The 20942-nt window shown below is 67.7% G+C and carries 23 protein-coding genes and 2 pseudogenes; 14 read left to right on the forward strand and 11 right to left on the reverse strand.

Annotated elements, in window-relative coordinates; all coding sequences use genetic code 11:
- The first annotated feature begins 6 nt into the window (after nt 1-6).
- From VGP60_RS22065 to VGP60_RS22080, 4 genes are read left to right on the forward strand one after another with little or no spacing between them, the layout of a single operon-like run.
- Nucleotides 7-405, forward strand: a complete 399-nt coding sequence (locus tag VGP60_RS22065) for a 6-carboxytetrahydropterin synthase (RefSeq protein WP_327549954.1) — start codon at nt 7-9, stop codon at nt 403-405.
- A complete protein-coding gene (locus VGP60_RS22070; protein ID WP_327549955.1) occupies nt 402-1472 on the forward strand; it encodes a glycosyltransferase family 4 protein in 1071 nt (356 codons plus the stop codon). Before VGP60_RS22065 ends, VGP60_RS22070 begins: the two co-directional genes overlap by 4 nt.
- Nucleotides 1469-2254, forward strand: coding sequence for a class I SAM-dependent methyltransferase (locus tag VGP60_RS22075; protein ID WP_327549956.1), 786 nt, complete (start codon nt 1469-1471; stop codon nt 2252-2254). Before VGP60_RS22070 ends, VGP60_RS22075 begins: the two co-directional genes overlap by 4 nt.
- Nucleotides 2251-3234, forward strand: a complete 984-nt coding sequence (locus tag VGP60_RS22080) for a lysylphosphatidylglycerol synthase transmembrane domain-containing protein (RefSeq protein WP_327549957.1) — start codon at nt 2251-2253, stop codon at nt 3232-3234. The genes VGP60_RS22075 and VGP60_RS22080 overlap by 4 nt, the downstream gene beginning before the upstream one ends.
- A gap of 346 nt (nt 3235-3580) precedes the next feature.
- Here VGP60_RS22080 and VGP60_RS22085 read toward each other — a convergent pair whose 3' ends face one another.
- The gene (locus VGP60_RS22085; RefSeq protein ID WP_327549958.1) at nt 3581-3901 is read right to left on the reverse strand and encodes a sigma factor-like helix-turn-helix DNA-binding protein; all 321 of its coding nucleotides are present in this window, start codon (nt 3899-3901) and stop codon (nt 3581-3583) included.
- Nucleotides 3902-3918: 17 nt separating this feature from the next.
- Between VGP60_RS22085 and VGP60_RS22090 the strand changes: the two are divergent.
- Nucleotides 3919-5553, forward strand: a pseudogene (locus VGP60_RS22090) (heavy metal translocating P-type ATPase); the annotation flags it as partial.
- On the opposite strand, the gene VGP60_RS22095 reads toward VGP60_RS22090, so the two are convergent.
- On the reverse strand, nt 5537-6046 hold the full coding sequence (locus tag VGP60_RS22095) for an emopamil-binding family protein (RefSeq protein ID WP_327549959.1): 510 nt from the start codon (nt 6044-6046) through the stop codon (nt 5537-5539). The pseudogene VGP60_RS22090 and the gene VGP60_RS22095 overlap by 17 nt on opposite strands.
- Before the next feature lie 39 nt (nt 6047-6085).
- On the opposite strand from VGP60_RS22095, the gene VGP60_RS22100 reads away from it, so the two are divergent.
- Together VGP60_RS22100 and VGP60_RS22105 are read left to right on the forward strand one after the other, a co-directional pair.
- Nucleotides 6086-6901, forward strand: coding sequence for a DUF1295 domain-containing protein (locus VGP60_RS22100; RefSeq protein ID WP_327549960.1), 816 nt, complete (start codon nt 6086-6088; stop codon nt 6899-6901).
- Nucleotides 6902-6973: 72 nt separating this feature from the next.
- A complete protein-coding gene (locus tag VGP60_RS22105) occupies nt 6974-7399 on the forward strand; it encodes a pyridoxamine 5'-phosphate oxidase family protein (protein ID WP_327549961.1) in 426 nt (141 codons plus the stop codon).
- A 1-nt stretch (nt 7400) separates the two neighbouring features.
- Here VGP60_RS22105 and VGP60_RS22110 read toward each other — a convergent pair whose 3' ends face one another.
- Both VGP60_RS22110 and VGP60_RS22115 read right to left on the reverse strand, forming a co-directional pair.
- Nucleotides 7401-7631 (reverse strand): hypothetical protein, encoded by a 231-nt coding sequence (locus VGP60_RS22110; RefSeq protein ID WP_327549962.1) that lies wholly within the window; start codon nt 7629-7631, stop codon nt 7401-7403.
- A 21-nt stretch (nt 7632-7652) separates the two neighbouring features.
- A complete protein-coding gene (locus VGP60_RS22115) occupies nt 7653-8054 on the reverse strand; it encodes a TIGR03618 family F420-dependent PPOX class oxidoreductase (RefSeq protein ID WP_327549963.1) in 402 nt (133 codons plus the stop codon).
- A 243-nt stretch (nt 8055-8297) separates the two neighbouring features.
- On the opposite strand from VGP60_RS22115, the gene VGP60_RS22120 reads away from it, so the two are divergent.
- Nucleotides 8298-9170, forward strand: a complete 873-nt coding sequence (locus VGP60_RS22120; RefSeq protein ID WP_327549964.1) for a nitroreductase/quinone reductase family protein — start codon at nt 8298-8300, stop codon at nt 9168-9170.
- Nucleotides 9171-9275: 105 nt separating this feature from the next.
- Here the strand turns inward: VGP60_RS22120 and VGP60_RS22125 are convergent, their stop codons facing one another.
- The gene (locus tag VGP60_RS22125; RefSeq protein WP_327549965.1) at nt 9276-10406 is read right to left on the reverse strand and encodes a TetR/AcrR family transcriptional regulator; all 1131 of its coding nucleotides are present in this window, start codon (nt 10404-10406) and stop codon (nt 9276-9278) included.
- Between the two features lie 140 nt (nt 10407-10546).
- Here VGP60_RS22125 and VGP60_RS22130 point away from each other — a divergent pair, with 140 nt between their 5' ends.
- Entirely contained in the window at nt 10547-12094 is a 1548-nt protein-coding gene (locus VGP60_RS22130) for a long-chain-fatty-acid--CoA ligase (RefSeq protein ID WP_327549966.1), read from the forward strand.
- Here VGP60_RS22130 and VGP60_RS22135 read toward each other — a convergent pair.
- The 3 genes from VGP60_RS22135 to VGP60_RS22145 are packed head-to-tail and all read right to left on the reverse strand — an operon-like array spanning nt 12091 to nt 14177.
- Nucleotides 12091-12891: an enoyl-CoA hydratase-related protein gene (locus VGP60_RS22135; protein WP_327549967.1), complete on the reverse strand. Its 801-nt coding sequence runs from the start codon at nt 12889-12891 to the stop codon at nt 12091-12093. The genes VGP60_RS22130 and VGP60_RS22135 overlap by 4 nt on opposite strands.
- Complete coding sequence (locus VGP60_RS22140; protein WP_327549968.1) at nt 12888-13475, reverse strand: nitroreductase family protein; 588 nt, start codon at nt 13473-13475, stop codon at nt 12888-12890. The genes VGP60_RS22135 and VGP60_RS22140 overlap by 4 nt, the downstream gene beginning before the upstream one ends.
- Before the next feature lie 15 nt (nt 13476-13490).
- The gene (locus VGP60_RS22145; protein ID WP_327549969.1) at nt 13491-14177 is read right to left on the reverse strand and encodes an IclR family transcriptional regulator; all 687 of its coding nucleotides are present in this window, start codon (nt 14175-14177) and stop codon (nt 13491-13493) included.
- A gap of 92 nt (nt 14178-14269) precedes the next feature.
- On the opposite strand from VGP60_RS22145, the gene hmgA reads away from it, so the two are divergent.
- Nucleotides 14270-15568 carry a homogentisate 1,2-dioxygenase gene (gene hmgA, locus VGP60_RS22150; RefSeq protein ID WP_327549970.1) on the forward strand — a complete coding sequence of 433 codons (1299 nt, stop codon included), beginning with the start codon at nt 14270-14272 and terminating at the stop codon, nt 15566-15568.
- On the opposite strand, the pseudogene VGP60_RS22155 reads toward hmgA, so the two are convergent.
- A pseudogene (locus tag VGP60_RS22155) lies at nt 15549-15806 on the reverse strand (MFS transporter); the annotation flags it as partial. The gene hmgA and the pseudogene VGP60_RS22155 sit on opposite strands and share 20 nt — an antisense overlap.
- Nucleotides 15807-15810: 4 nt before the next feature.
- On the opposite strand from VGP60_RS22155, the gene VGP60_RS22160 reads away from it, so the two are divergent.
- Nucleotides 15811-16122: a hypothetical protein gene (locus VGP60_RS22160; protein WP_327549987.1), complete on the forward strand. Its 312-nt coding sequence runs from the start codon at nt 15811-15813 to the stop codon at nt 16120-16122.
- Here VGP60_RS22160 and VGP60_RS22165 read toward each other — a convergent pair.
- Nucleotides 16115-16735 (reverse strand): helix-turn-helix transcriptional regulator, encoded by a 621-nt coding sequence (locus VGP60_RS22165; protein ID WP_327549971.1) that lies wholly within the window; start codon nt 16733-16735, stop codon nt 16115-16117. The genes VGP60_RS22160 and VGP60_RS22165 overlap by 8 nt on opposite strands.
- 190 nt (nt 16736-16925) lie before the next feature.
- Nucleotides 16926-17339, reverse strand: a complete 414-nt coding sequence (locus tag VGP60_RS22170) for a VOC family protein (protein WP_327549972.1) — start codon at nt 17337-17339, stop codon at nt 16926-16928.
- Between the two features lie 350 nt (nt 17340-17689).
- Between VGP60_RS22170 and VGP60_RS22175 the strand changes: the two genes are divergently transcribed.
- From VGP60_RS22175 to VGP60_RS22185, 3 genes are all read left to right on the forward strand, one after another.
- Nucleotides 17690-19129 carry a peptidoglycan DD-metalloendopeptidase family protein gene (locus VGP60_RS22175; protein ID WP_327549973.1) on the forward strand — a complete coding sequence of 480 codons (1440 nt, stop codon included), beginning with the start codon at nt 17690-17692 and terminating at the stop codon, nt 19127-19129.
- A gap of 109 nt (nt 19130-19238) precedes the next feature.
- Nucleotides 19239-20366, forward strand: a complete 1128-nt coding sequence (locus tag VGP60_RS22180; protein WP_327549974.1) for a pyridoxal phosphate-dependent aminotransferase — start codon at nt 19239-19241, stop codon at nt 20364-20366.
- 24 nt (nt 20367-20390) lie between these two features.
- Nucleotides 20391-20942 (forward strand): PadR family transcriptional regulator, encoded by a 552-nt coding sequence (locus VGP60_RS22185; RefSeq protein WP_327549975.1) that lies wholly within the window; start codon nt 20391-20393, stop codon nt 20940-20942.

A 20942-nucleotide genomic window follows, 5' to 3' on the forward strand; every position in this document is an offset into this window, starting at 1 on the left:
CACACCTTGTTCAGCATCACCGTTCGTGACCACGTCATGGTCGCGCACAGTTTCCGAGGCGAGGTCTTCGGGCCCGCGCAGCAGCTGCACGGCGCCACTTTCGTCGTGGACGCGACGTTCCGCCGCCCCGAGCTCGACGCCGACAACATCGTCGTCGACATCGGGCTGGCCACCGAGGAGCTCAAGGCCACGCTTGCGAAGTTCAACTACCGCAACCTCGACGACCTGCCCGAGTTCGCCGGGATCAACACCTCCACGGAGTTCCTCGCCAAGACCATCGCGGACGCGCTCGCCGACAAGGTGCGCGCGGGCGCGCTCGGCGAAGGCGCGCGCGGGCTCGCCGGAATCACGGTCAGCCTGCACGAATCCCACGTCGCCTGGGCAAGCTACGAGCGCGAGCTGTGAGCGCGGTCCACGTCGTCCTTCCCGGTGACGTGGACGACGTGAGCGTCCCCAGCGGGGGCAACATCTACGACCGCCGACTGTGCGAAGGCCTGGAATCGGTGCACGAGATCGTCGTCTCGGGCGGCTGGCCGCGCCCGGACGACAGCGCGCGGACCGCGTTGGCCAGTGCCTTGGCGGAGATCCCTGACGGCGAGGTCGTGCTGCTCGACGGGCTCGTGGCCTGTGGGGTGCCCGAAATCGTGGTCCCGCAGGCGAAACGGCTTCGCGTGGCCGTGCTCGTGCATCTGCCGCTGGGTGACGAGACCGGGCTGGCGCCCGCGTTGGCGGCTGAGCTGGATGGGCGTGAACGAGAGACGCTCCTCGCGGCGGGCGCGGTCGTGGCGACGAGTCCGTGGGCGGCACGCAGGCTGGTCGAGCACCACGGGCTTGCCCGGGAGCGGGTTCACGTCGTCATGCCGGGTGTCGACGCCGAGCCGCTCGCGCCCGGCACGGACGGCGTGTCGAGCCTGTTGTGTGTCGCCTCGCTGACGCCGCGTAAGGGGCACGATCTGCTGGTCGAGGCGCTCGCGGCCGTCGCCGATCTGCCCTGGACCTGCGTATTCGCCGGACCGCTGAGCCGTGACCCAGGGCACGTCGAAGAAATACGGCGGCTGATTGAACGCCACGGCCTCGGCCAACGTGTACTGGTTGTGGGCCCTTTGACCGGCGAGCCGCTCGCCAACGCGTACTCCGCCGCTGACCTGGCGGTGCTGCCTTCGCGTGCGGAGACGTACGGGATGGTCGTCACCGAGGCATTGGCGCGCGGAATCCCGGTGCTGGCAACGGCTGTCGACGGCGTGCCGGAGACCCTCGGGCAGGCGCCCGACGGAACCGTGCCCGGAATCCTGGTCCCATCAGGTGATGTCGACGCGCTCGCCACGGCCTTGCGCCGCTGGTTCGGCGAATCCGGAGTGCGGGACCGGCTCCGGGCTTCGGCTCGGCTTCGGCGTGACGTGCTGGAGCCGTGGAGCGAGACCTCACGACGGATGGCCGACGTACTGGCCCGACTCGGTCGGGAGGCCGCGTGAACGCCCCAGGATCACCCAAGTTCGCGCCGGATTGGCTGGCGTTGCGCGAAAGCGCCGATGCCGAGGCTCGCGCGCTCTCACTACTCGACCCGTTGCGTGGGTATCTCGCGGGCGTCCCGCGGCTGCTCGTCCGCGACCTCGGATCCGGCACCGGTTCGCTGGCGCGGTGGCTCAGCGGCCGCCTGCCCGGACCGCAGCGCTGGATCCTTCACGACCGTGATCCCGATCTGCTCGCCCGTGCCAAGGTGCCTGGCGTCAGCGTCGAAACGCAGGTCGGCGATCTCACCGGGTTGAGCGCCGAGGATCTCGCCGGTACTTCGCTGGTGACGGCGTCGGCGCTGCTGGATCTGCTCACCTTCGACGAGGTGCACAGCCTCGCCGAGGCCTGTGTGACGGCCGGTTGCCCGGCGCTGTTCACGCTTTCCGTCGCGGGACGGGTGGAACTCAGCCCGCCGGACCCGCTTGACGCCGATTTCACCGCGGCCTTCAACGCCCACCAGCGCCGGGTGGTCGATGGCCGGCGGCTGCTCGGACCGGACGCCGCCACCGTCGCCGCCCAGGCGTTCGAACGGCTCGGCGCGGTCGTGATCACGGCGCCCAGCCCATGGCGGCTCGGCCCCGGACAAACGGAACTGACCGGGGAATGGCTCGGGGGCTGGGTCGCTGCCGCTTGTGAGCAGCGCCCAGACCTCGCGTCGCACGCGGAGGCCTATCTCCGTCGTGTCGGCGTGACCGCCGTGGTCCACCACGTCGACCTGCTGGCCCTCCCGGGACTGTCATGATGGGCAAACTTTGGCCGTGGATCCGGAATTTCACCGGTGTCGCCATTCTCGGCGTCCTCGTGTGGCGCCTGGGCACCGGCGCGTTCGTGGACGGGCTGCGCGTGATCACCGTCTGGTCGGTGCTCGCCGCGCTCGGTATCGGTTTGCTGACCACGGTTTTCTGCGCCTGGCGCTGGTGCCTGGTGGCGCGGCGGCTCGGGCTGGAGCTGACGCTTTCCGCTGCGGTCAAAGACTATTACCGGGCGTTGTTCCTCAACGCGGTATTGCCCGCGGGGGTGCTCGGCGATGTCCACCGCGCGGTGAGTCACGGCCAGCAGTCCGGTGATATCGGCCGCGGTGTGCGCGCGGTCGTCCTGGAACGGGTTGCGGGGCAAGTGGTTCTGCTGGTGCTCGGGGTCGCGGTGCTGCTCACCCAGCCCGCGCTGGTTTCGGCCATCGCCGGGGATCTCGTGCCGAGCCGCACTGTCGTGATCGTGACGGTGTGCCTGCTTGTCGTGCTGCTGGGGATGATCGCGTGGGCGAAATGGGGGACGAGCACGTCGAAGTGGCGCAGCGGACTCGCGACGACGTTGACCGACGCGCGCCTTAGTCTGCGCGCCCCCGGTGTGTTCCTGTTCTCCGCGCTGGCGCTGGGCGGGCACCTGCTGCTGTTCGTCGTCGCCGCGCGAGTGGCGGGTTCGGAAGCGTCTATCGGCCAGTTGCTGGCGCCGTTGGTGCTGGCGTTGCTGGTGATGGGCCTGCCGGTGAACATCGGCGGTTTCGGGCCGCGGGAAGCGATCACCACCGTCGCGTTCGGCGCGGCGGGACTCGGTGCGACACAAGGACTTACGGTTTCGGTCGTCTACGGTGTGCTGGCGCTGGCCGCGAGCCTGCCCGGCGCCGCGGTGCTTTTCCTGCACCGCAGCGTCAAGCAGCCCGTTGCACCCGTTGAACCCGTTGCGCCCCAACGCGAACTGGTCGCCGCTAGCGCGGGAACCTAGGCGCGCCACACCCACCACGTCAACACCCCGGGGTGCGGCCGCGAGATGTCGACATCACGTGATCTCTTAGTAGCTAAGAGATCGCCATCTGTCGACAGATGGCGAGCCAGGCGGGGAGCTGTGGTGACCCCAATGCGGCGTTGGGGGCGTTGAGTGCCCCCAACGCCGCATTGGGGTCGTGAGGGATGCTCGGCAGGTGGGCGCTGTGTTTTCGGCGGCTCTGCGCGCTGACGGGCCTTCGGCCAAAAGAGGGCGCGCGTTGTGGTTTTTCGTCTGCCGCCTAACGGGTTTACTGCGGTAGCTCGAGACTTAACGGCCGCATGAGTGGTTGGCCACGCAAGTCGTTTTACACGGCCAGGCCTAGTTTTTTGGGGCGGGTTTCTTGCATGGCTGTCATCAGGTCGTCTCGGGCTCTGGCTACTCGGGATCTGATGGTGCCCACCGGACAGCCGCAGATCTCAGCGGCGTCCGAATAGGACAGCCCCATGGTCTGCGTCAGCAGGAAGGCTTCCCGCCGGTCACCGTCCAGAGCGCCGATGAGTTGGCCCAGGACAACGCTTTCCTCGAAGCGCGGGGTCGCCGTGTGCCGGGAGCGTTCGGCGGTTTCCTCCCAGTCCGGCAGGTTCGCGTTGCGGGGACGGGATTGGGCGGTGCGGATTTGGTCCACCACAACGCGTCTGGCGAGTCGCCACCGGGGTGACGGTGTTCATCGTGACCGGCCGGTTCTTCGAAGCACGCTCCAAACGCAAGGCGGGCGCGGCGCTGCGGGCGCTGCTCGACCTCGGCGCGAAGAGCGTCGCGGTGCTGCGGGACGGCCGTGAGCAGCGTGTCGGGATCGAGCAGCTCCGGGTCGGCGAGTGTTTCGTGGTGCGGCCGGGGGAGAAGATCGCTGCCGACGGCGTGGCCGAGGAGGGCGAATCGGCCGTCGACCTGAGCCCGGTGACCGGGGAAGCGGTTCCCGTCGAGGTGGTGCCCGGTACCGAGGTGGTCGGCGCGACGGTCAACGTCAGCGGCCGCCTGGTGGTGCGCGCGACGCGGGTCGGCGCCGACACGCGGCTCGCGCGGATCGGCGCGATGGTGGAGCAAGCCCAGAACGGCAAGGCCGCGGTGCAGCGGCTGGCCGATCGCGTGTCCGCGGTTTTCGTCCCGGTGGTCATGGGGTTCGCACTGGCGACGCTCGGCTTCTGGCTCGGCGCCGGGGCGGGCGGCGACACCGCGATCACCGCCGCGGTCGCCGTGCTGATCATCGCGTGCCCGTGCGCGCTGGGGCTCGCGACACCGACGGCGCTGCTAGTCGGCACCGGCCGTGGCGCTCAGCTCGGCATCGTCGTCAAGGGACCTGAGGTTCTGGAATCCACGCGCCGGGTGGACACCATCGTGCTCGACAAGACCGGCACGGTGACCACCGGCCGGATGATGCTGATCAACGTCGCCGACGGCATCTCCGCTGTCGAGGCCATGCGCCTGGCGGGAGCGGTCGAAAACGCGTCCGGGCATCCCCTCGGCGTCGCGATCACCACGGCCGCCGCCGAATACGTCGGTGAGTTGCCGCAGGTGGAGTTGTTCCAGAGCGTCGAGGGCTTCGGCGTACAGGGGCTGGTCGAGGGGCACATCGTGGTCGCCGGGCGGCTGGAACTGTTGTACGAGCACGGGATTTCGCTCCCCGACGCGCTGTACGGGGCGAAGATCGAGGCTGAGCAAGCCGGGCACACGACGGTGGTCGTCGGCTGGGACGGCATCGCCGGTGCGGTCCTCGTCGTCGCCGACACGGTCCGCCCGACGTCGGCCGAAGCCGTGCGCGAGTTCCGGCGGCTCGGGCTGCGGCCGGTGCTGCTCACCGGGGACAGTGAGACGGTCGCCAGGACGATCGGCCGGGAGGTGGGCATCGACGAGCTGCTCGCCGGCGTCGCCCCGGAGGACAAGGTCAACGTCATCCAGGTCCTGCGGGCCAGGGGACACGTCGTCGCGATGGTGGGGGACGGCGTCAACGACGCGGCCGCGCTCGCCACCGCGGATCTCGGGCTCGCCATGGGGACCGGGACCGACGCCGCGATCGAAGCCGGTGACCTGACGCTGGTCCGCGGTGACCTGCTCGCCGCCGTCGACGCCATCCGGCTTTCGCGGCGCACCCTGTCGACGATCAAGTCGAACCTGTTCTGGGCCTTCGGGTACAACCTGGCCGCGCTGCCGCTGGCGGCGGCCGGGCTGCGCAACCCGATGATCGCGGGCGCGACGATGGCGTTGTCCAGTTGTCTCGTGGTGTCGAACAGCTTGCGGCTGAACGGTTTCCGCGGAACCGAGGTCAGAACCGGCGGGTGAACGGCAGCGGTTTGCGCATCCGGATCAGCAGGAGCAGCGGCACCAGCACGTACGGCAGGTTGAACAGGAGGAACTTCACCGGGTTGCCGGTCCGCGTCGCCGGATCGCCGAAGAACTCCACGCCGAACACCACGATCCCGGTGAGTGTCACGATCATCGTCGCGTAGATGACCGACGGCAGCTGGATCCAGTTCCGGCCGGTGAGCAGCGCTGCCACCAGCACGACGTAGAACGGCATGTAGACGAACGCCGACAACCCGGTGACGATCCGCATCCAGTCCGGCGGGTGCATGAAGAGCACGTCGGCGTCGTGGGCGTACCAGTAGTTGGAGTTGACGAAGAAGTTGTCCGACGGCTGGGAGAAGTCCACGCCCACGGTGGGTAGCAGATCGCTGATGATCGAGGTGATCGTGAACGCGCTGAACACGATGGCGAAGAAGATGTCGATCTTCCGCTGACGCAGGGTCAGGTTCGCCGGTGCCGGGATGGTCATGTCCGGTGACTTTACGACTCGCGTCAGTAGAGTGCGGTCATGAGCGCGTTGCAGGTCTGCTTGGTCGTCTTCGCGGGCGTCTGCTTGGTGGTTTGGCTGCTGTCGGTCACGACGAAGGAGTACTCCTGGGTCGACCGGATCTGGTCGGTGGTCCCGGTGGTCTACCTGGCGATCTTCGCCGGCGCGGCCGGGTTCGCCGACGCGCGGCTGAACGTCATGCTCGTGGTGGGCGCTTTGTGGGGAATCCGGCTGACCTTCAACTTCGCCCGAAAGGGTGGCTATGCCCGGGGTGGCGAGGATTACCGCTGGGCGGTGCTGCGAGGCCGAATGTCGCCGGGGTTGTTCCAGGTGTTCAACTTGCTGTTCATCACGATCTACCAGAACGCGATCCTGCTGCTGATCACCCTTCCCGCGTACACCGCGCTGGAGCACCGCTCGCCGTTCGGCGTCTGGGACGTCGTGGCCACCCTGGTCTTCCTCGCGTTCCTGATCGGGGAGACCGTGGCGGATCAGCAACAGTGGAACTTCCACGGCTGGAAGCGCGCCGAAGTCGCCGCCGGGCGCGAGCCCGAGCCGCGGTTCCTGCAGGCCGGTCTGTTCCGCTATTCGCGTCACCCCAACTTCTTCTTCGAGCAGGCGCAGTGGTGGGTCGTGTTCGCCTTCGGCGCGATCGCGGCCGGCTCGGTGGCACAGTGGACGGTGCTGGGCGCGGTTCTGCTCACCGGGCTGTTCGTCGGATCGACGATCTTCACCGAAAGCATCAGCGTCAGCCGCTATCCGGAGTATTCCGACTACCGGCGGCGCACTTCGGCCGTCGTGCCGTGGTGGCCACGGCACCGGGAACTCGCGCGCTGAGGCTTGTCCGGCGCCGGGCCCGGGTAAATCCGTGACCGCGGTTTGTCAGACCCGTTGAGTAGCCTCCGGCGCATGGCACTCTCAGTGGCAGAACGCGAAGAATTCCTCGCCCAACCCCATATCGGTGCACTGTCGGTGGTCGAAAAGCCTGATCGTGCGCCGCTGACGATCCCCATCTGGTACCACTACACCCCCGGCGGAGAGCTGTGGGTGCTGACGCCTCCCGGTTCGCGGAAGGCACGGGCGATCTACGCGGCCGGCCGGTTCAGCTTGCTGGCGCACCGGACCGAGCCGACAAACCGCTACGTGTCGGTGGAGGGGCCGGTGGTCAGGACTCTGCCGGGCAGCCACGAGCGGTCACTGGCGATGGCCGCGCGGTACCTGCCACCCGACAAGGCCGCCGAGTTCGTGGAGTACGAACGGACCCAGCTCGGCGAGCACGTCGCCGTCTACCTGCGGCCGGAACACTGGCTGTCCGCTGATCTGGGACCCGCCTGATCTAGTCACCGAGCTGGGCGACGGCCACGGCCAGCAACATGGTGTATTCGCCCGAAACGGCCACGGGGTCGTCGATGTCTATTTTGGCCAGCATCCGCTGGACGAGGGCGAAGGTCGCGCCCTCGCGGCCGTGCTCCTTTTCCAGCTCGGCGAACTCGGACCGCAGGACGTTCACCTTGTCGCGGAAGTTCGCGATGATCTGGTCGGCCGTGCCGACTGCCTCGGGGTCCATGGGGGTATTCAACCCTGCCGGTCAGCCGGTGGTGGTGACCGCGTCCGCCTCGATCGTGATGAGCCGGACCTGGTCCCGGCCGCCGAACCACGGGTACGAGCGGCCCAGGTAGCGCTGCGCGAGCCGCTCGATGTGCTCGGCGCCGCCTTCCTCGGTGATGTCGACGACCCGGCCGCGCACGGAGTAGTACCGGGCCGGTGCGGTGGAATCGGCGATCGTGACGGCGACGCGGGGGTCGCGCTCGACGTTATTGACCTTGCGGAAGCCGCGGACGGTGTTGATGAGGACGTGCTCGCCGTCGGTGTCGACCCAGACCTGCGTCAGCTGCGGGGAGCCGTCGGGCATGAGGGTCGAGAGGTAGCACAGGCTGGGCTCGCGAAGGAGTGTCACCAACGGTTCGGGAAGCTGGATACCGGTTTTCATGATTGCATTCAACCTTGCCGGGTCGCTTGTGATTCCCGCGGACGTCGTGCTAACTTCTGAGTGCGCCCCGTATGGGCCTATTTGCTGGAGGTAGCGGCTTTCGAGCCACCGTAGAGAACGGCATTGTTCCGAGTCTCTCGCAAGTGGATGTTTCCCTCTTCAGCGCTTACCAGGCTTGCGGGGTTCTTTGGCGTCGGCTCATGGTGGTTTCCGCCCTCCAGTCCACTGACTGGAAAGGACTACATGACAGACAATTACCAGGATTTCGACGTTCACGCGTTCCAGCAGCAGGTCATCAAGGAATTCCGGGAGAACAACGGGAAACTCGGCGGCATGTTCGAAGGCTGGAAGCTGATCCTGCTGACCACCACCGGCGCGAAAACCGGCCTGCGCCGGACAAGCCTGCTGGGACCCGTGGACATCGGCGGGAAAACGCTGGTCATCGCCTCGGCGATGGGTGCCGACACGCATCCCGCGTGGTACCACAACATCCGCAAGAACCCGATGGTCACCGTGGAAACCGGCACTGAAACCTACGACGCGATCGCCGCCATCCCATCCGGCGATGAACGTGACACGCTATTCGACAAGGTAGTCGCCGAAGCGCCCGGTTTCGGTGAATACCAGGCAAAAACAACGCGGGTAATCCCCGTGGTAGTCCTGTATCGAATCACTCCCGGTCCGGGCGCGGAACGGGTCAAAGGCCTGGGCGACTGGCTGGTCGAGGTCCACAGTTGGCTCCGCGACGAACTGACCACCCTTCGTCGTCAAGCCGACGAAGGCGCCCCGCTCCATTTGGGAAAGAATCTCCGCGAGCACTGCCTGAATTTCTGTGACGCACTGACCAAACATCACACCGGTGAGGACATGGGCGCGTTCCCCATGCTGGCCCGCCAATTCCCGGCATTGGCCCCAGTCCTGCGCAAACTGGGCGAAGACCACGCCGTCGTCGCCGACCTCCAAGCCCAGATCCGCATCCTGGTCACCACCGAGTCAGACCCAGCGCGCCTGCGAGCCGAGTTGAACCGCCTGGCCACCCACCTCGAGTCCCACTTCGACCACGAAGAGCGCACCGTCGTCCAGGCCCTCAACGCCCTGGCCCCCGCCCCGATGTAACCGCGAAACACCCCTACGCCAACGGGAAACACGGCTACGGGAGTGGGGACCAGCTTGTTTCCCGTTCCTGTAGGCGTGTTTCCCGGGTGGGAAGTGCTGCGGGGGTCAGCAGGTGAGGGTGGCGCGGCCGAGGGTGGTGATTTCGTTGGCGAGGGCGGCGCGGGTCGTGCGGGACAGGGAGTTGGCGACGCCGAAGGCGGCGTGCACGCGGACTCGGGCCTCGGTTTCGGGGATTCCGGGGTGGGCTCGGAGCACGAGCGCTACCCACTCGGCGACGTATTCTCGTTGGACTCGGCGGTAGGCCTCGCGTTGCTCTTCGGGCAGGTTGATCACCTCCGCGAGCAGGACGGAGATGATCGCCGGGTTCTCCGTGGCGAAAACCGCGTAACTCCGCATCGCGTGGCCCAGCGCGTCCAACGGGCCGTCGGCGGCGGCGAGGGCTTGGTGCAGTCCCAGCCACAAGACCTCGTTGCCTCGGTTGAGCACGCCGGTCAGCAACTCGTTCTTGCTCGAGAAATGGTTGTAGACACTCGGCCCGGCGATCCCGGCCGCGGTACCGATGTCGGTCATGCTCACCGACGGGTATCCCCGCTCCCCGAACAGCCGGATCGCCGCCGCCAGCAAGGCCTCGCGGCGCGAACTCAACCGCTGCGGGTGCCGCCCACCTGCCGGCGCCCGCGACCCGGTCTCCGGCAGTTCCGCCACCGCGACGGCCCGGGCGACCCGCTCCAACAGCGCCCGGTCGACCTCGGTCCGGTGATAGGACGGACTTTCCAGCACCGCGTGCACCGCCTGGGCTCGCAACCGCGCGGCGTCCGCAGGAATCCCTGAGGCCGCCACCGCACTCACGGTCCGCTGCAGAATCTTCCGAAGCCGCTTCCTCAACGCCGTTCGCTCGGCTTCGGGCAGGTTGACGGCGTCGCGATCCCACAACACCCCGAACTCACGGCTCTCCAACGCGAGTGTCGCCAGGGTTGTGATCGTCCGATCCAGATCCGCGGGGCGCGATGCGACAATGTCGAGCCGGTCCAGCGCTTCCCGCATCACGTCGACGAGCAGGTCCTGCTTGCCGCGGAAGTGCCGGTAGAGCGCGCCGGCGCTGATCCCGACGGCGGCGGCGATATCGGCCATGCCGACCCGGTGGTAGCCGACGTCCCAGAACTGGCGCGCCGCGGCGGCGAGGATCTGCTGTTTGCGGTCGCGTGGACGCGATCGGGGAGCGGTCGGCAGAGACATGGAGGACCATCCGTAGGTAAACGGCTGATAGTGCGTTGTACGTGAAAGACTTTCCTCTATCAGGGATTTTGTCAAACAAGTGAACAGCGGTATGTTACTAGAGGCAATAAGCTGACGTTCTCACCCGAGAGGGGGCGGCGATGTACCTCACCCAGGCGCTGCACCGTGCCGTGCAGCAGACCCCGGACCTGCCCGCCACGATCTTCGGGGAGCGGGTGCGCACCTGGTCGGAATGCGCCGCCAGGGTCGCCCGGCTGGCCGGCGCGTTCCACGCGCTCGGCGTCGAGTCCGGCGACCGGGTCGGGATCCTCGCCCTCAACAGTGACACTTACCACGAATACCTGTTCGCGGTGCCGTTCGCCGACGCGGTGGTCACGCCGATGAACACCCGCTGGAGCGTTGCCGAGATCGCGTTCTCCCTGGCGGACTCGGGCACCGCGGTGCTGCTCGTCGACGACGCCTTCGCGCCGATGATTCCGGAGTTGCGTGGTCGAGTGCCCGAGCTGAAGACCGTGATCCACTTCGGCGACGGACCCGCTCCCGAAGGCGCGCTCGATCTCGAGGAGCTCATCGCCACCCACGAGCCGGTGCGGGACGCGCGGCGCGGCGGTGATGCGCTCGCCGGGATCTACTACACCGGCGGCACCACCGGCACGCCCAAGGGCGTCATGCTCAGCCACGCGAACCTGCTGATTTCCGCGCTCGGCTCCGCGTCGACAGGCGTGTTCATAGTGCCGGAGGGCCGGTTGCTGCACGCGGCGCCGATGTTCCACCTCGCCGACGGCGCCGCCTGGGTGGCGCGCAACGTGCTCGGCGGCACGCACGTGATCATCTCCGCGTTCACCCCGGCCGGTGCGGCGCAGGCGATCCAAAGCCACGGCGTCACCGACGTGCTGCTCGTGCCGACGATGATCCAGATGCTGGTCGACTCGCCGGAAACGGCCGGGCACGACCTGTCGAGCCTGCGCCGGCTCCTCTACGGCGCGTCCCCGATCTCCGAGGCAGTGCTGGAACGCGCGGCGAAACGGCTGCCGACAGCGGAGTTCACCCAGCTCTACGGCATGACCGAGCTCTCGCCGGTGACCACGGTCCTCACTCCGGCCGAGCACGCCGTCGACGGTTTGCGTCGCTCCGCCGGACGCGCCGCGCCGCACGCCGAGGTCCGCATCGTCGACCCCGAGGGCAACGACGTCCCGCCCGGCGTGGTCGGCGAGGTGATTTCCCGTGGCGGGCAAGTGATGCTGGGCTACTGGAACCGCCCGGACGAGACCGCGGCCGCCGTCCGTGACGGCTGGATGCACACCGGCGACGGCGCGTACATGGACGAGCGCGGGTACGTCTTCGTAGTCGACCGGATCAAGGACATGATCGTTTCCGGCGGTGAGAACGTGTACTCGGCCGAGGTGGAGAACGCCCTCGCCCGCCACGCCGCCGTCGCGGCCTGCGCGGTCATCGGGGTGCCCGACGACGAATGGGGCGAGTGTGTGCACGCCGTCGTCGTACTCGCCGTGGGCGCCGAGGTCTCGGCGGAAGAACTGCGCGCGCACTGCGCCGAGCACATCGCGCGGTACAAGGCGCCGCGGTCGGTGGAGTTCGTCGACGCGCTGCCGATGTCGGGCGCGGGCAAGATCCTCAAACGTGAACTGCGCGCCCGGCACTGGGCCGACACGGACCGAGCCGTCTCCTAGCCGCTGAAGCGTGGCGGTCGGCGTTCGAGGAAAGCTCCCACGCCTTCCAAACCGTCCGGCGCCGCCGCGAGTGCCGCGATCGTGCGGCTTTCCGCGCTGGCCGCGTCCTCGGGGCTTCCCGGGTTCGCGGCCAGCAACGCGCGAGTCGCCGCGACCGCCGACCGGGAGGTGTGTTCGACGAACTGGCGTGCGTACTCCTGAGCGTTGCGCAGTACTTCCAAGTCGGGCAACACCCGGGAGACGAGCCCGGCGGCGAGTGCTTCGCGCGCGTCGATGAGCCGGCCGCTCAGCAGCCAGTCCGCCGCGCGGGACGGTCCCACGAGCCGGGGCAGGAAGTACGTCGACGCGCCTTCGGGGGAGAGACCGAGCCGCGTGAACGGGAAGCCGAACCGCGCGCTGTCGGCGGTGAACCGCACGTCCGCGGCGAGCAGGATCGTCGCGCCGCCACCGATCGCGTCGCCGTTGACCGCCGCGATCACCGGCACCCCGATCTTGGCCATCCGGACCGTGACGCGCCCGGCCGGTTCCCGGTAGTCCCCGGTGTACGCGCCCTCGCCCGCCAGCAGGTCCCGCACCGCCGACGGGCCGTTCGACAGGTCGGCGCCGACACTGAAACTGGGACCGGCACCGGTGACCACCACCGCGCGCACCGACGGATCGGTGCCGCACGCCGTGAGCGCGTCGCCGAGGGTGTGGAGCAGGGCGGCGTCGAGCTGGTTGTGCTTGCCCCTGTCCAGCCACAGCGTCGCGACGCCGCGCTCGTCCTCGCGGTGCACCTTGCCGACGAGCGGGCTCACCGGGTGAATCGTCCGTAGTGGACGACGTCCGTGGCCGCGCGGCGGGCGAGACGCTGCGCGGAACTGCCCTCCTGCTGGGGTTCGTCGCTGTGCCCGATCGCGATGGCGCCGATGGGGGCGTGGCTCTCGGGCACGCCGAACTCGGTCTTGAACGCGGCTTCGTGATCCGGCGCGATCCCGAAGTAGAGCGCCCCGAGCCCCTCGTCGACCACGGTCTGCAGGATGAGCAACGCGGCCATGCCGGTGTCGATATGCCAGAACGGGACCGGCCAGCGCGCCTCGTCGCGGTCCGTCCAGCCCTTGTCGGGCCGCGCGTACCTGTCCAGGTAGGCGTCCTTGACCGAGAGCGGCACGATCACGAGCGGAGCCGTGGTGATCGGATCGGTCGCCCGCTGCCCCGCCACCTCCCAGAATCGGGGCAGTTCCTCACCGCGCAGCACCAGGAACTCCTGTCCCTGCGAGAAGCCCGCGGACGGGCCGCGCTGGGAGTTGTGGAGGATCCGCCGCAGGCTTTCCTCGGCCACCGGTTCGGTGGTGAACCGGCGGACCATGCGCCGGCGGCGCACCACGTCTTGAAACTCCATGGACGATCTCCTTCTCTAGAGCGGAAGTTCCCGGCGAATCGCTTCGGCCGCACGCAATACACTCGCCGACGTCGCGGCTTCGTCGAGCGGGCCCAGCGCGATCACGCCCACCGAGGCCACCGATTCGCCGTCGGCGCCGCTTACCGGCGCCGCCAAGCCCCACGCGCCGCTCTGCAGTTCTCCTTGGCTGGCGGCGAATCCGCGTCGGCGGCCTTCGGTCACCTCACGTCGTTCGCCCGGCTGGGGCGGCCGGCCGAGCAGGATCGCCAGTCCCGCCGCACCCACGGTCACCGAATGCCGGAAGCCGACGCGGTACGCCACGTGCACGCCGACGTTGCCCGGCTCGACGACGGCGATGCTGACGGCGTCTTCTCCGTCGAGGATGGTGAGATGCGCTGTCGCGCCCGTCGCTTCGGCGAGGTCGCGCAGATGTGGCCGTGCCACCGAGCGGAGATCCGAGCGCAGCGACATCGACAGCTCGACGACCCCGAGCCCGAGCCGGTAGTGCCCGTCTTTGCCCTGTGACACCAGCGAGTGTTGCGTGAGTGTCCCGAGTAGACGGTAGGCGACCGTGCGGTGCACACCGACCAGCCGGGCGAGTTCGGTGACGCCGAGCCCTTGCGGATGCGCGGCGACGGCCTTGAGGACCCGGATGCCGTTGTCGAGCGTTTTCGCGCCCGCGGCAGGCGTGTCGTCCGGCATTGCTGCTCCCCAGGTTGACGGTCGCCAGGCCCGTACCTACAGTGAGGTTCACTAAGCGCACTTGAGGTGCGATAATAGCACCAGGAGGGGATATGGTCGAGTACCAGTCGGGTTTCGGCAACGGGTTCGAGACGGAAGCCCTTCCCGGTGCGCTCCCCATCGGGCGCAACTCGCCGCAGAAGGTCGCCTACGGGCTCTACGCCGAGCAGCTCAGCGGCTCGCCGTTCACCGCGCCCCGGGCGAGCAACGAACGCTCGTGGCTCTACCGGATCCGCCCGTCCGTACGGCATTCCGGCCGGTTCCGGAAGGTCGACGCGGGACTTTGGCGCAGCGCCCCGGACCCGGAGTTCCACGCGCCGATCGGCCCGATGCGCTGGAACCCGGTCGCCATCCCGGCCACCCTGCAGTCGCTGGTCGAGGGCATCCGCACGATCACCACCGCCGGGGACGTGGCGACGCAGAACGGCATGGCGAGCCACCTCTACCTGATCACGCGGTCGATGACGGACGAGTACCTCTACAACGCCGACGGCGAGATGCTGTTCGTGCCGCAGCAGGGAAATATCCGGTTCTGGACCGAGTTCGGCATCATCGACACCGAGCCTGGCGAGATCGCGGTGATCCCGCGCGGGGTGAAGTTCCGCGTCGAGCTGCTCGACGGCCCGGCGCGTGGGTACATCTGCGAGAACTACGGCGGCTCGTTCACCCTGCCCGAGCGCGGCCCGATCGGCGCGAACTGCCTCGCCAACCCGCGGGATTTCCTTACCCCAGTGGCGGCGTACGAGGATCGCGACGACGTCAAGTCCGCTTTGTACGTCAAATGGGGCGGCGAGCTGTGGCACACCGAGCTCGACCATTCGCCGCTGGATGTCGTTGCCTGGCACGGGAACTACGCACCGTACAAGTACGATCTGCGCCGGTTCTCGCCCGTGGGCCCGTTGCTGTTCGACCACGCCGACCCGTCGATCTTCACCACGCTCACCTCGCCGTCGGAGACACCGGGCACCGCGAACATCGACTTCGTGCTGTTCCCCGACCGGTGGATGGTCGCGGAGAACACCTTCCGCCCGCCCTGGTATCACCTGAACATCATGTCGGAGTTCATGGGTTTGATCTACGGCGTTTACGACGCGAAACCGCAGGGATTCGTACCCGGCGGCTTCAGCCTGCACAACTCCATGACCCCGCACGGCCCGGACACCGAGGCGTTCGCGCAGGCGAGCACGGTGGCGCTGGAGCCGAAAAAACTCGAGGGCACGATGGCCTTCATGTTCGAAACCCGTTATCCGCAGCGGGTTACCGCGTACGCCGCGCAATTGGCGGAACTCCAGCACGACTACGTCGACTGCTGGGCCGGCCTGGAAAAGCGGTTCACTCCCGACCAGCCGTGAGCTTGCGCGAGAAATACCGCGAGGACGGGACGAGCGCGGCGATTCCCGGTGCGGCGAAACAGATCACCGCGCAGGTGGCGAGGACCGTGGCCGCGCCGAACGCGTCGATCGCGGGTGCGATGAGCGCGAGACCGGCCGGGGCGAGGCCGTAGGACCTCAGGGAGTCCAAAGAGGACACCCGGGCGAGCAGCTTCGGGTCGACTTCCCGTTGCGCGGCGGTGAACCACGGCACGTTGAACGCGCTGCTCTCCGTGGCACTGGGAAAGTCGCCCGCGCTGCTGGACGATCCACTGGAACAGGGCACGGGAGTCGCGTTCGTGCTCGTCTACGCCGATCGCGCCGGGACGTTGGCCGGCTGGTCCGGTCCCGACCGGCTGGCCGCGCTGCCCGGGCGGCCGGAGTGGTTCCCCACCGCGAACCCCGGTGACCGGTTCGAGCATCTCGGCGATCAGCGCGGCTGCACCGGGATCGTGCTCACCGAAGGGCAGACAGCGGAACTCGCGCTGCACCGCGCGCTGACCGCGGCGGGCGGAATCCGGCCTGAGCTCAGATGATGCCGGAGCGCAGGGCGTGCGCGACGGCGTGCGGCCGGTTGCGCAGATTGAACCGGCCGATGATCTCGTAGATGATGCCCTTGACCGTCCGCTCCGAGTAGCTGAGCCGCTCGCCGATCTCGGCGTCGTCCAGTCCCTTGGCGAGCAGGCGGAGTACCTCGACCTCGCGGGTTTGCATCCCGTCGGCGTTCAGCCCCAGCGGCGCGAGCACGTCACGCTGCAGGGAGCGGATGCCGGTGAGGAGCATGCCCAGGAGTTCGCTGGTCATGAACCCGTCGCCGGCCGCCGCGGCGAGCAGGCTCCGCAGGACGAGTTGGCGCGTGGCCGTCCGGCGCGGCAAGGCACCGACCACGTGACAGCCGACGACGGTGAGCAGGGATCGTTCGTCGAGTTCGTCGGCCACCAGCACGGTGGGGATCCGGAAACCGGGCATGAACTCGCGGAGTTCGCCGATGGTGCGCGAGGAAACTTCCCCGGTCACGAAGAGGGCGACGTCCACCCGCGGCGCGTCTGCCGGAACCAAAATGGTTTCGGGACGCGCCGCGAGGTAGGCGTCGAGGCCGGCGAAGGTCAGCCGGTCCGAGGCGTGGGCGGCTACGTATACCTTTTCCATGTCCTCTCGCGAATCTTGTACCGCTGAGCGGAATGACTCTGCTGGTTGTCGAATTCACCGGACAGGGTTAGGTCCTACGCAAACGGGGTATTCGTTGGTGCGGAGCGTAACGGAATTCCGGCGGCCCGGTACGACCAATATGAACAAAACTGGAAACGCAAAACAATTTAGTTTTGCTCACGAATTATAATCAAGACTGGGGTTGCCCGATGTTCACGACCCAGTCGATACCGAACCGGTCGATGCAGGCGCCGAACTCGTCGCCCCACATCTGCTTCTCCAGCGGAACCGACACGGTGCCGCCGTCGGAGAGCTTCTCCCAGTAGCCGCGCAGTTCGTCCCCGTCGTCGCCGCTCAGGCTGATCGAAATGTTGTGGCCGGGGTCGTAGGTCATCCCGGGCGGGGTGTCGGCGCCCATGAGGGTGAAGCCGCTCGTGGTCTCGAGCATGCCGTGCATGATCAGGTTCGCCTCCGGCGAGTCCGCCATGCCGTACTCGCCGAAGGTGTTCAGGGCGAGGGTGCCGCCGAAGACCTCCTTGTAGAACTCCATCGCCTGGCGCGCGTTGTCGGTGAAGCTGACGTACGGGTTGAGTCGGGAGGCCATCGGATACTCCTTCGGTCGTAGCGGAATGGCATCCTCGCAGATCAGAGGGGTTGCTACAACCGGTCCGACCCGGTCGGGGAAGTCGACAATTCTTCGCCATCTGTCGACAGATGGCGGTAGTTGCGCACGAGGGGATGGCGGCGAGGAGGGCTTGGGTGTCGGCAGGTTTGGCCTCGGTCGTTTTGTAGGTGTACCAACAGTTCCAGGATTTGGGCTTGGACGGAGACGTCCAGGGCGGAGACGGCTGTGCCGGAGTTAGCGCTCGCTTAGTGGTTGGTTAGCGCCCGCCGACATAGTCGGTGCCGTCAGTCAGTGCGGGTGGAAGGAATCCCATGGGTATTCGAAGAAAAATGAGCGCTGTCGCCATGACCTTGGGCGCGGCGCTGGCACTGTCGTTGGTCGCTGTCGCGCCGAACGCGAGTGCCGCCGCGGCGCCCAGTCTCGAACTGCCCTTTGACTGCGGCACCACGTGGCAGGGCAAGTCCGCCGGCAGCAGCGCTCATCGCAACAACGAAATCGACTTCAACACGCCGGGTGTCGAGGACAAGGGGAAGCCGGTGCGGGCCGCCGCCGCGGGCACGGTCCGGTGGGAGGGCGGCGAAACCTCCGACTACGGCAACTATCTCGAGATCGACCACGGCGGCTATTCCACGCTGTACGCGCATCTCGACACGAAGGCCGTGCACGACGGCAGTGTGGTGAGCCAGGGGCAGCTGATCGGCACGGTCGGCAACACCGACGGCAACAGCCCCGGGATCAGCCCGCATCTGCATTTCGAGTTCCGCAACCGCGGTGGCGGCCAGTCCTACCCGGACTACATCAAGCCCGCCTCGTTCCACGGTGACCCGTTCGACTACGCCGCTGGCGTCGAGACCTACACGAGCCAGAACTGTGGCGCGGCCGAGCCGACGATGATGCCGGGTCTCTCGGTCGTTTCCCGCGGTGTGGGTGGTCTTGATGTGTTCGCCGCGACGACTGATGGGCTTTTGAAGCATCGCAACTTCTCCGGTGGTAAGTGGAGTTGCTGGGCGACGTTGGCGTCGAATGCGAAGATCAAGGGTGATCCGGCGGCCATTGTGAGTAGTGGCCGGATCGATGTTTTCGCGCAGGGTATCGATAATCGGCTGAAGAAGATCACGTGGACTTCGGCCCATGGCTGGTATCCGTGGGCTGATCTGGGGGAGTACGTGATCACGTCGTCGCCTGCGGTGACGAGTCGTTCCGCGACGGGTATCGATGTTTTCGCGAAGAACGCCGCGAATAAGATCGTCTACCGGCATTTTGATATCGGGCAGAGTGCGTGGACGACCAATTGGTCCAACATCGGTGGCAACGCCGGAACGGTCAGTGCGAGCAGTGCTCCCGCCGTCGTCGCGAACCCGGAGGGCACGCGTATGAGTGTCTTCGCCCGAGCGGCCGACGGAAGTCTTCTGTCGTTGATGTGGACGAGTGCGGTGGGTTGGTACAGCTGGGCGGACCGTGGTGGGAACATCACCGGGCGGCCGACGGTGAGCAGCCGGGCGGGCAACAGTGTCGACGTTTTCCTTCGCGACCATGACAACAGCTTGATCCACCGGTATTCCCCGGACGGCGCGGATTGGACGACGTACCCCGCGAGTGATTTCGGCGGTTACATCACGACCAGCCCGACCTCGGTCTCGTGGAACAACCAGCGGATCGACGTCTTCACCCGCAACAGCGGCGCGGATCTGATCCAGAAGGCTTGGAACTCGACGAATTCCTGGCTTCCGTGGACCGGGCTCGGTGCGGTCGGCGCCCCCGCCTGCTAGCCGCCCGTGAAGGCCTCCTTCACAGCGTCTGTGAAGGAGGCCTTCACACCTTTCCCTGCTCGCCGTGGCTGCCTGGACTAAACGTCTAGCTTAGACGTATGGTCCAGTAGTGACGCCGCTGCCTGACTTCAAGCTCGAGACGTACTTCTCCCGGTGGGAGTTCACCGCCCGCCACCACCTGACCGCGTCCGACGCGCAGACCATGACGATGAGCGAGCTGCTCGCGCTCGCCGACGACACGGATCGGGAAGCGTGGGAGACGCTGTCGCTCGGCTACACCGAGACCTTCGGAGACCCCGGGCTCCGCGAGGCGATCGCGCGGACGTACACCGAGGCCGGCGCGGACGACGTGATCTGCTTTTCCGGCGCCGAAGAAGCGCTCTACCTGGCCATGCAGGTGCTGCTCGGGCCGGGCGACCACGCGGTCGTCGTCACCCCGAACTACCAGGCGGCCGAGACCGTTCCGCTGGCGCTGTGCGAGGTCACCGGCGTGGCCCTGCATGCCGAGCGGGACTGGGAACTGGACCTCGACGAGGTGATCGCGGCTCTTCGCCCCGAGACCAAGGTCGTCTCGGTCAACTTCCCCAACAACCCGACCGGGAAGGTCGTCGGCGCCGAGACCTTCACCAGGCTCGCCGAACTGTGTGACGAACGCGGGATCCACCTGTTCAGCGACGAGGTTTACCGTGGCCTGGAACGGGATCCGGCGCGGACCCTGCCTCAGGCGGCCGACCTTTCGACGTCGGCGCTGTCGCTGAACGTCACCTCGAAGTCGCTGGGGCTGCCGGGGCTGCGAATCGGCTGGATCGCTTGCCGTGACCGGGAAATCCGCTCGCGGCTGGAGCGCGCGAAGCACTACACCACGATCTGCAACTCGGCGCCCAGCGAGATCCTCGCCCGGATCGCCCTCAAGGCACGGGCGAGCATCCTGGACCGCAACCGCGCCATCATCGCCGCGAACGTCCCGGTCTTCGACGCGTTCTTCGCCGGGTTCGGCGACCTCTTCGACTGGCGAGCCCCCGACGGTGGTTGCGTGGCCTATCCCCGTTATCTCGGCCCGGATGGCGTGGAGGACTTCTGCACGCGGCTCGTCGAGGAGGCGGGTGTTCTCCTTCTCCCGGCGAGTATCTACCGCTCCGAGCTGACGCCGACGCCGGCCGATCGTTTCCGTGTCGGAGTCGGACGCCTTGATCCCGAACCAGCGCTGGCCGCCTTCGCCGGCTGGCTGTACCGCTAGCCTATTCTAGTGCTAGAATAGGGCGTGCCCCCGGACCTGACTCCTGCCGAGCTGACGCTGCTCGGCCTGCTCGTGGAGAAACCGCGGCACGGCTACGAGCTGGACGAGGTCATCACCGCGCGGGGGATGCGGGAGTGGACCGAAATCGGCTTCAGCTCCATCTACTACCTGCTCGGGAAACTTCGGAACCGGGGCCTGGTCGAGGAAACCGACGCGCGGGTGAACCGGCCGGCCACCGCGCGCAAGGTGTACGCCGCCACCGCCGACGGGCGCCGGGCTTGCGCAGAGGCGTCCGAGCGAGCCATCGCGGAACCGCGGCCCGTGTTCCCGCCCCTTCTGGTGGGACTCGCCAACCAGCCGGCCATCCCGCCCGAACGTCTCCGAGCCGCTCTCGCCCACCGCGCGGCGGCGCTCGAAGAACGTCACTCGGAAGTCCGGCGTGCGGCGGACGCGCAGCCGCACGCCCCCGGGTTCGTCCGCGCGATCTTCGAGTACAGCCTCGCGCAGCTGGCCGCCGAGCAATCCTGGCTGACCGCGTACCGCGCTTCACTGACCGACACACTGGGAGACACCTGA

The organism is Amycolatopsis sp., assembly GCF_036008905.1.
Classification (GTDB): Bacteria; Actinomycetota; Actinomycetes; order Mycobacteriales; family Pseudonocardiaceae; genus Amycolatopsis.

Excerpts from the sequence above, each read along its gene's own strand:
- VGP60_RS22080 (WP_327549957.1), top strand. The coding sequence starts at position 2,251 with ATGATGGGCAAACTTTGGCCGTGGATCCGGAATTTCACCGGTGTCGCC.
- VGP60_RS22095 (WP_327549959.1), bottom strand. The coding sequence starts at position 6,046 with ATGACCATCCCGGCACCGGCGAACCTGACCCTGCGTCAGCGGAAGATC.
- VGP60_RS22100 (WP_327549960.1), top strand. The coding sequence starts at position 6,086 with ATGAGCGCGTTGCAGGTCTGCTTGGTCGTCTTCGCGGGCGTCTGCTTG.
- VGP60_RS22105 (WP_327549961.1), top strand. The coding sequence starts at position 6,974 with ATGGCACTCTCAGTGGCAGAACGCGAAGAATTCCTCGCCCAACCCCAT.
- VGP60_RS22110 (WP_327549962.1), bottom strand. The coding sequence starts at position 7,631 with ATGGACCCCGAGGCAGTCGGCACGGCCGACCAGATCATCGCGAACTTC.
- VGP60_RS22115 (WP_327549963.1), bottom strand. The coding sequence starts at position 8,054 with ATGAAAACCGGTATCCAGCTTCCCGAACCGTTGGTGACACTCCTTCGC.
- VGP60_RS22120 (WP_327549964.1), top strand. The coding sequence starts at position 8,298 with ATGACAGACAATTACCAGGATTTCGACGTTCACGCGTTCCAGCAGCAG.
- VGP60_RS22125 (WP_327549965.1), bottom strand. The coding sequence starts at position 10,406 with ATGTCTCTGCCGACCGCTCCCCGATCGCGTCCACGCGACCGCAAACAG.
- VGP60_RS22130 (WP_327549966.1), top strand. The coding sequence starts at position 10,547 with ATGTACCTCACCCAGGCGCTGCACCGTGCCGTGCAGCAGACCCCGGAC.
- VGP60_RS22140 (WP_327549968.1), bottom strand. The coding sequence starts at position 13,475 with ATGGAGTTTCAAGACGTGGTGCGCCGCCGGCGCATGGTCCGCCGGTTC.
- VGP60_RS22145 (WP_327549969.1), bottom strand. The coding sequence starts at position 14,177 with ATGCCGGACGACACGCCTGCCGCGGGCGCGAAAACGCTCGACAACGGC.
- hmgA (WP_327549970.1), top strand. The coding sequence starts at position 14,270 with ATGGTCGAGTACCAGTCGGGTTTCGGCAACGGGTTCGAGACGGAAGCC.
- VGP60_RS22165 (WP_327549971.1), bottom strand. The coding sequence starts at position 16,735 with ATGGAAAAGGTATACGTAGCCGCCCACGCCTCGGACCGGCTGACCTTC.
- VGP60_RS22170 (WP_327549972.1), bottom strand. The coding sequence starts at position 17,339 with ATGGCCTCCCGACTCAACCCGTACGTCAGCTTCACCGACAACGCGCGC.
- VGP60_RS22175 (WP_327549973.1), top strand. The coding sequence starts at position 17,690 with ATGAGCGCTGTCGCCATGACCTTGGGCGCGGCGCTGGCACTGTCGTTG.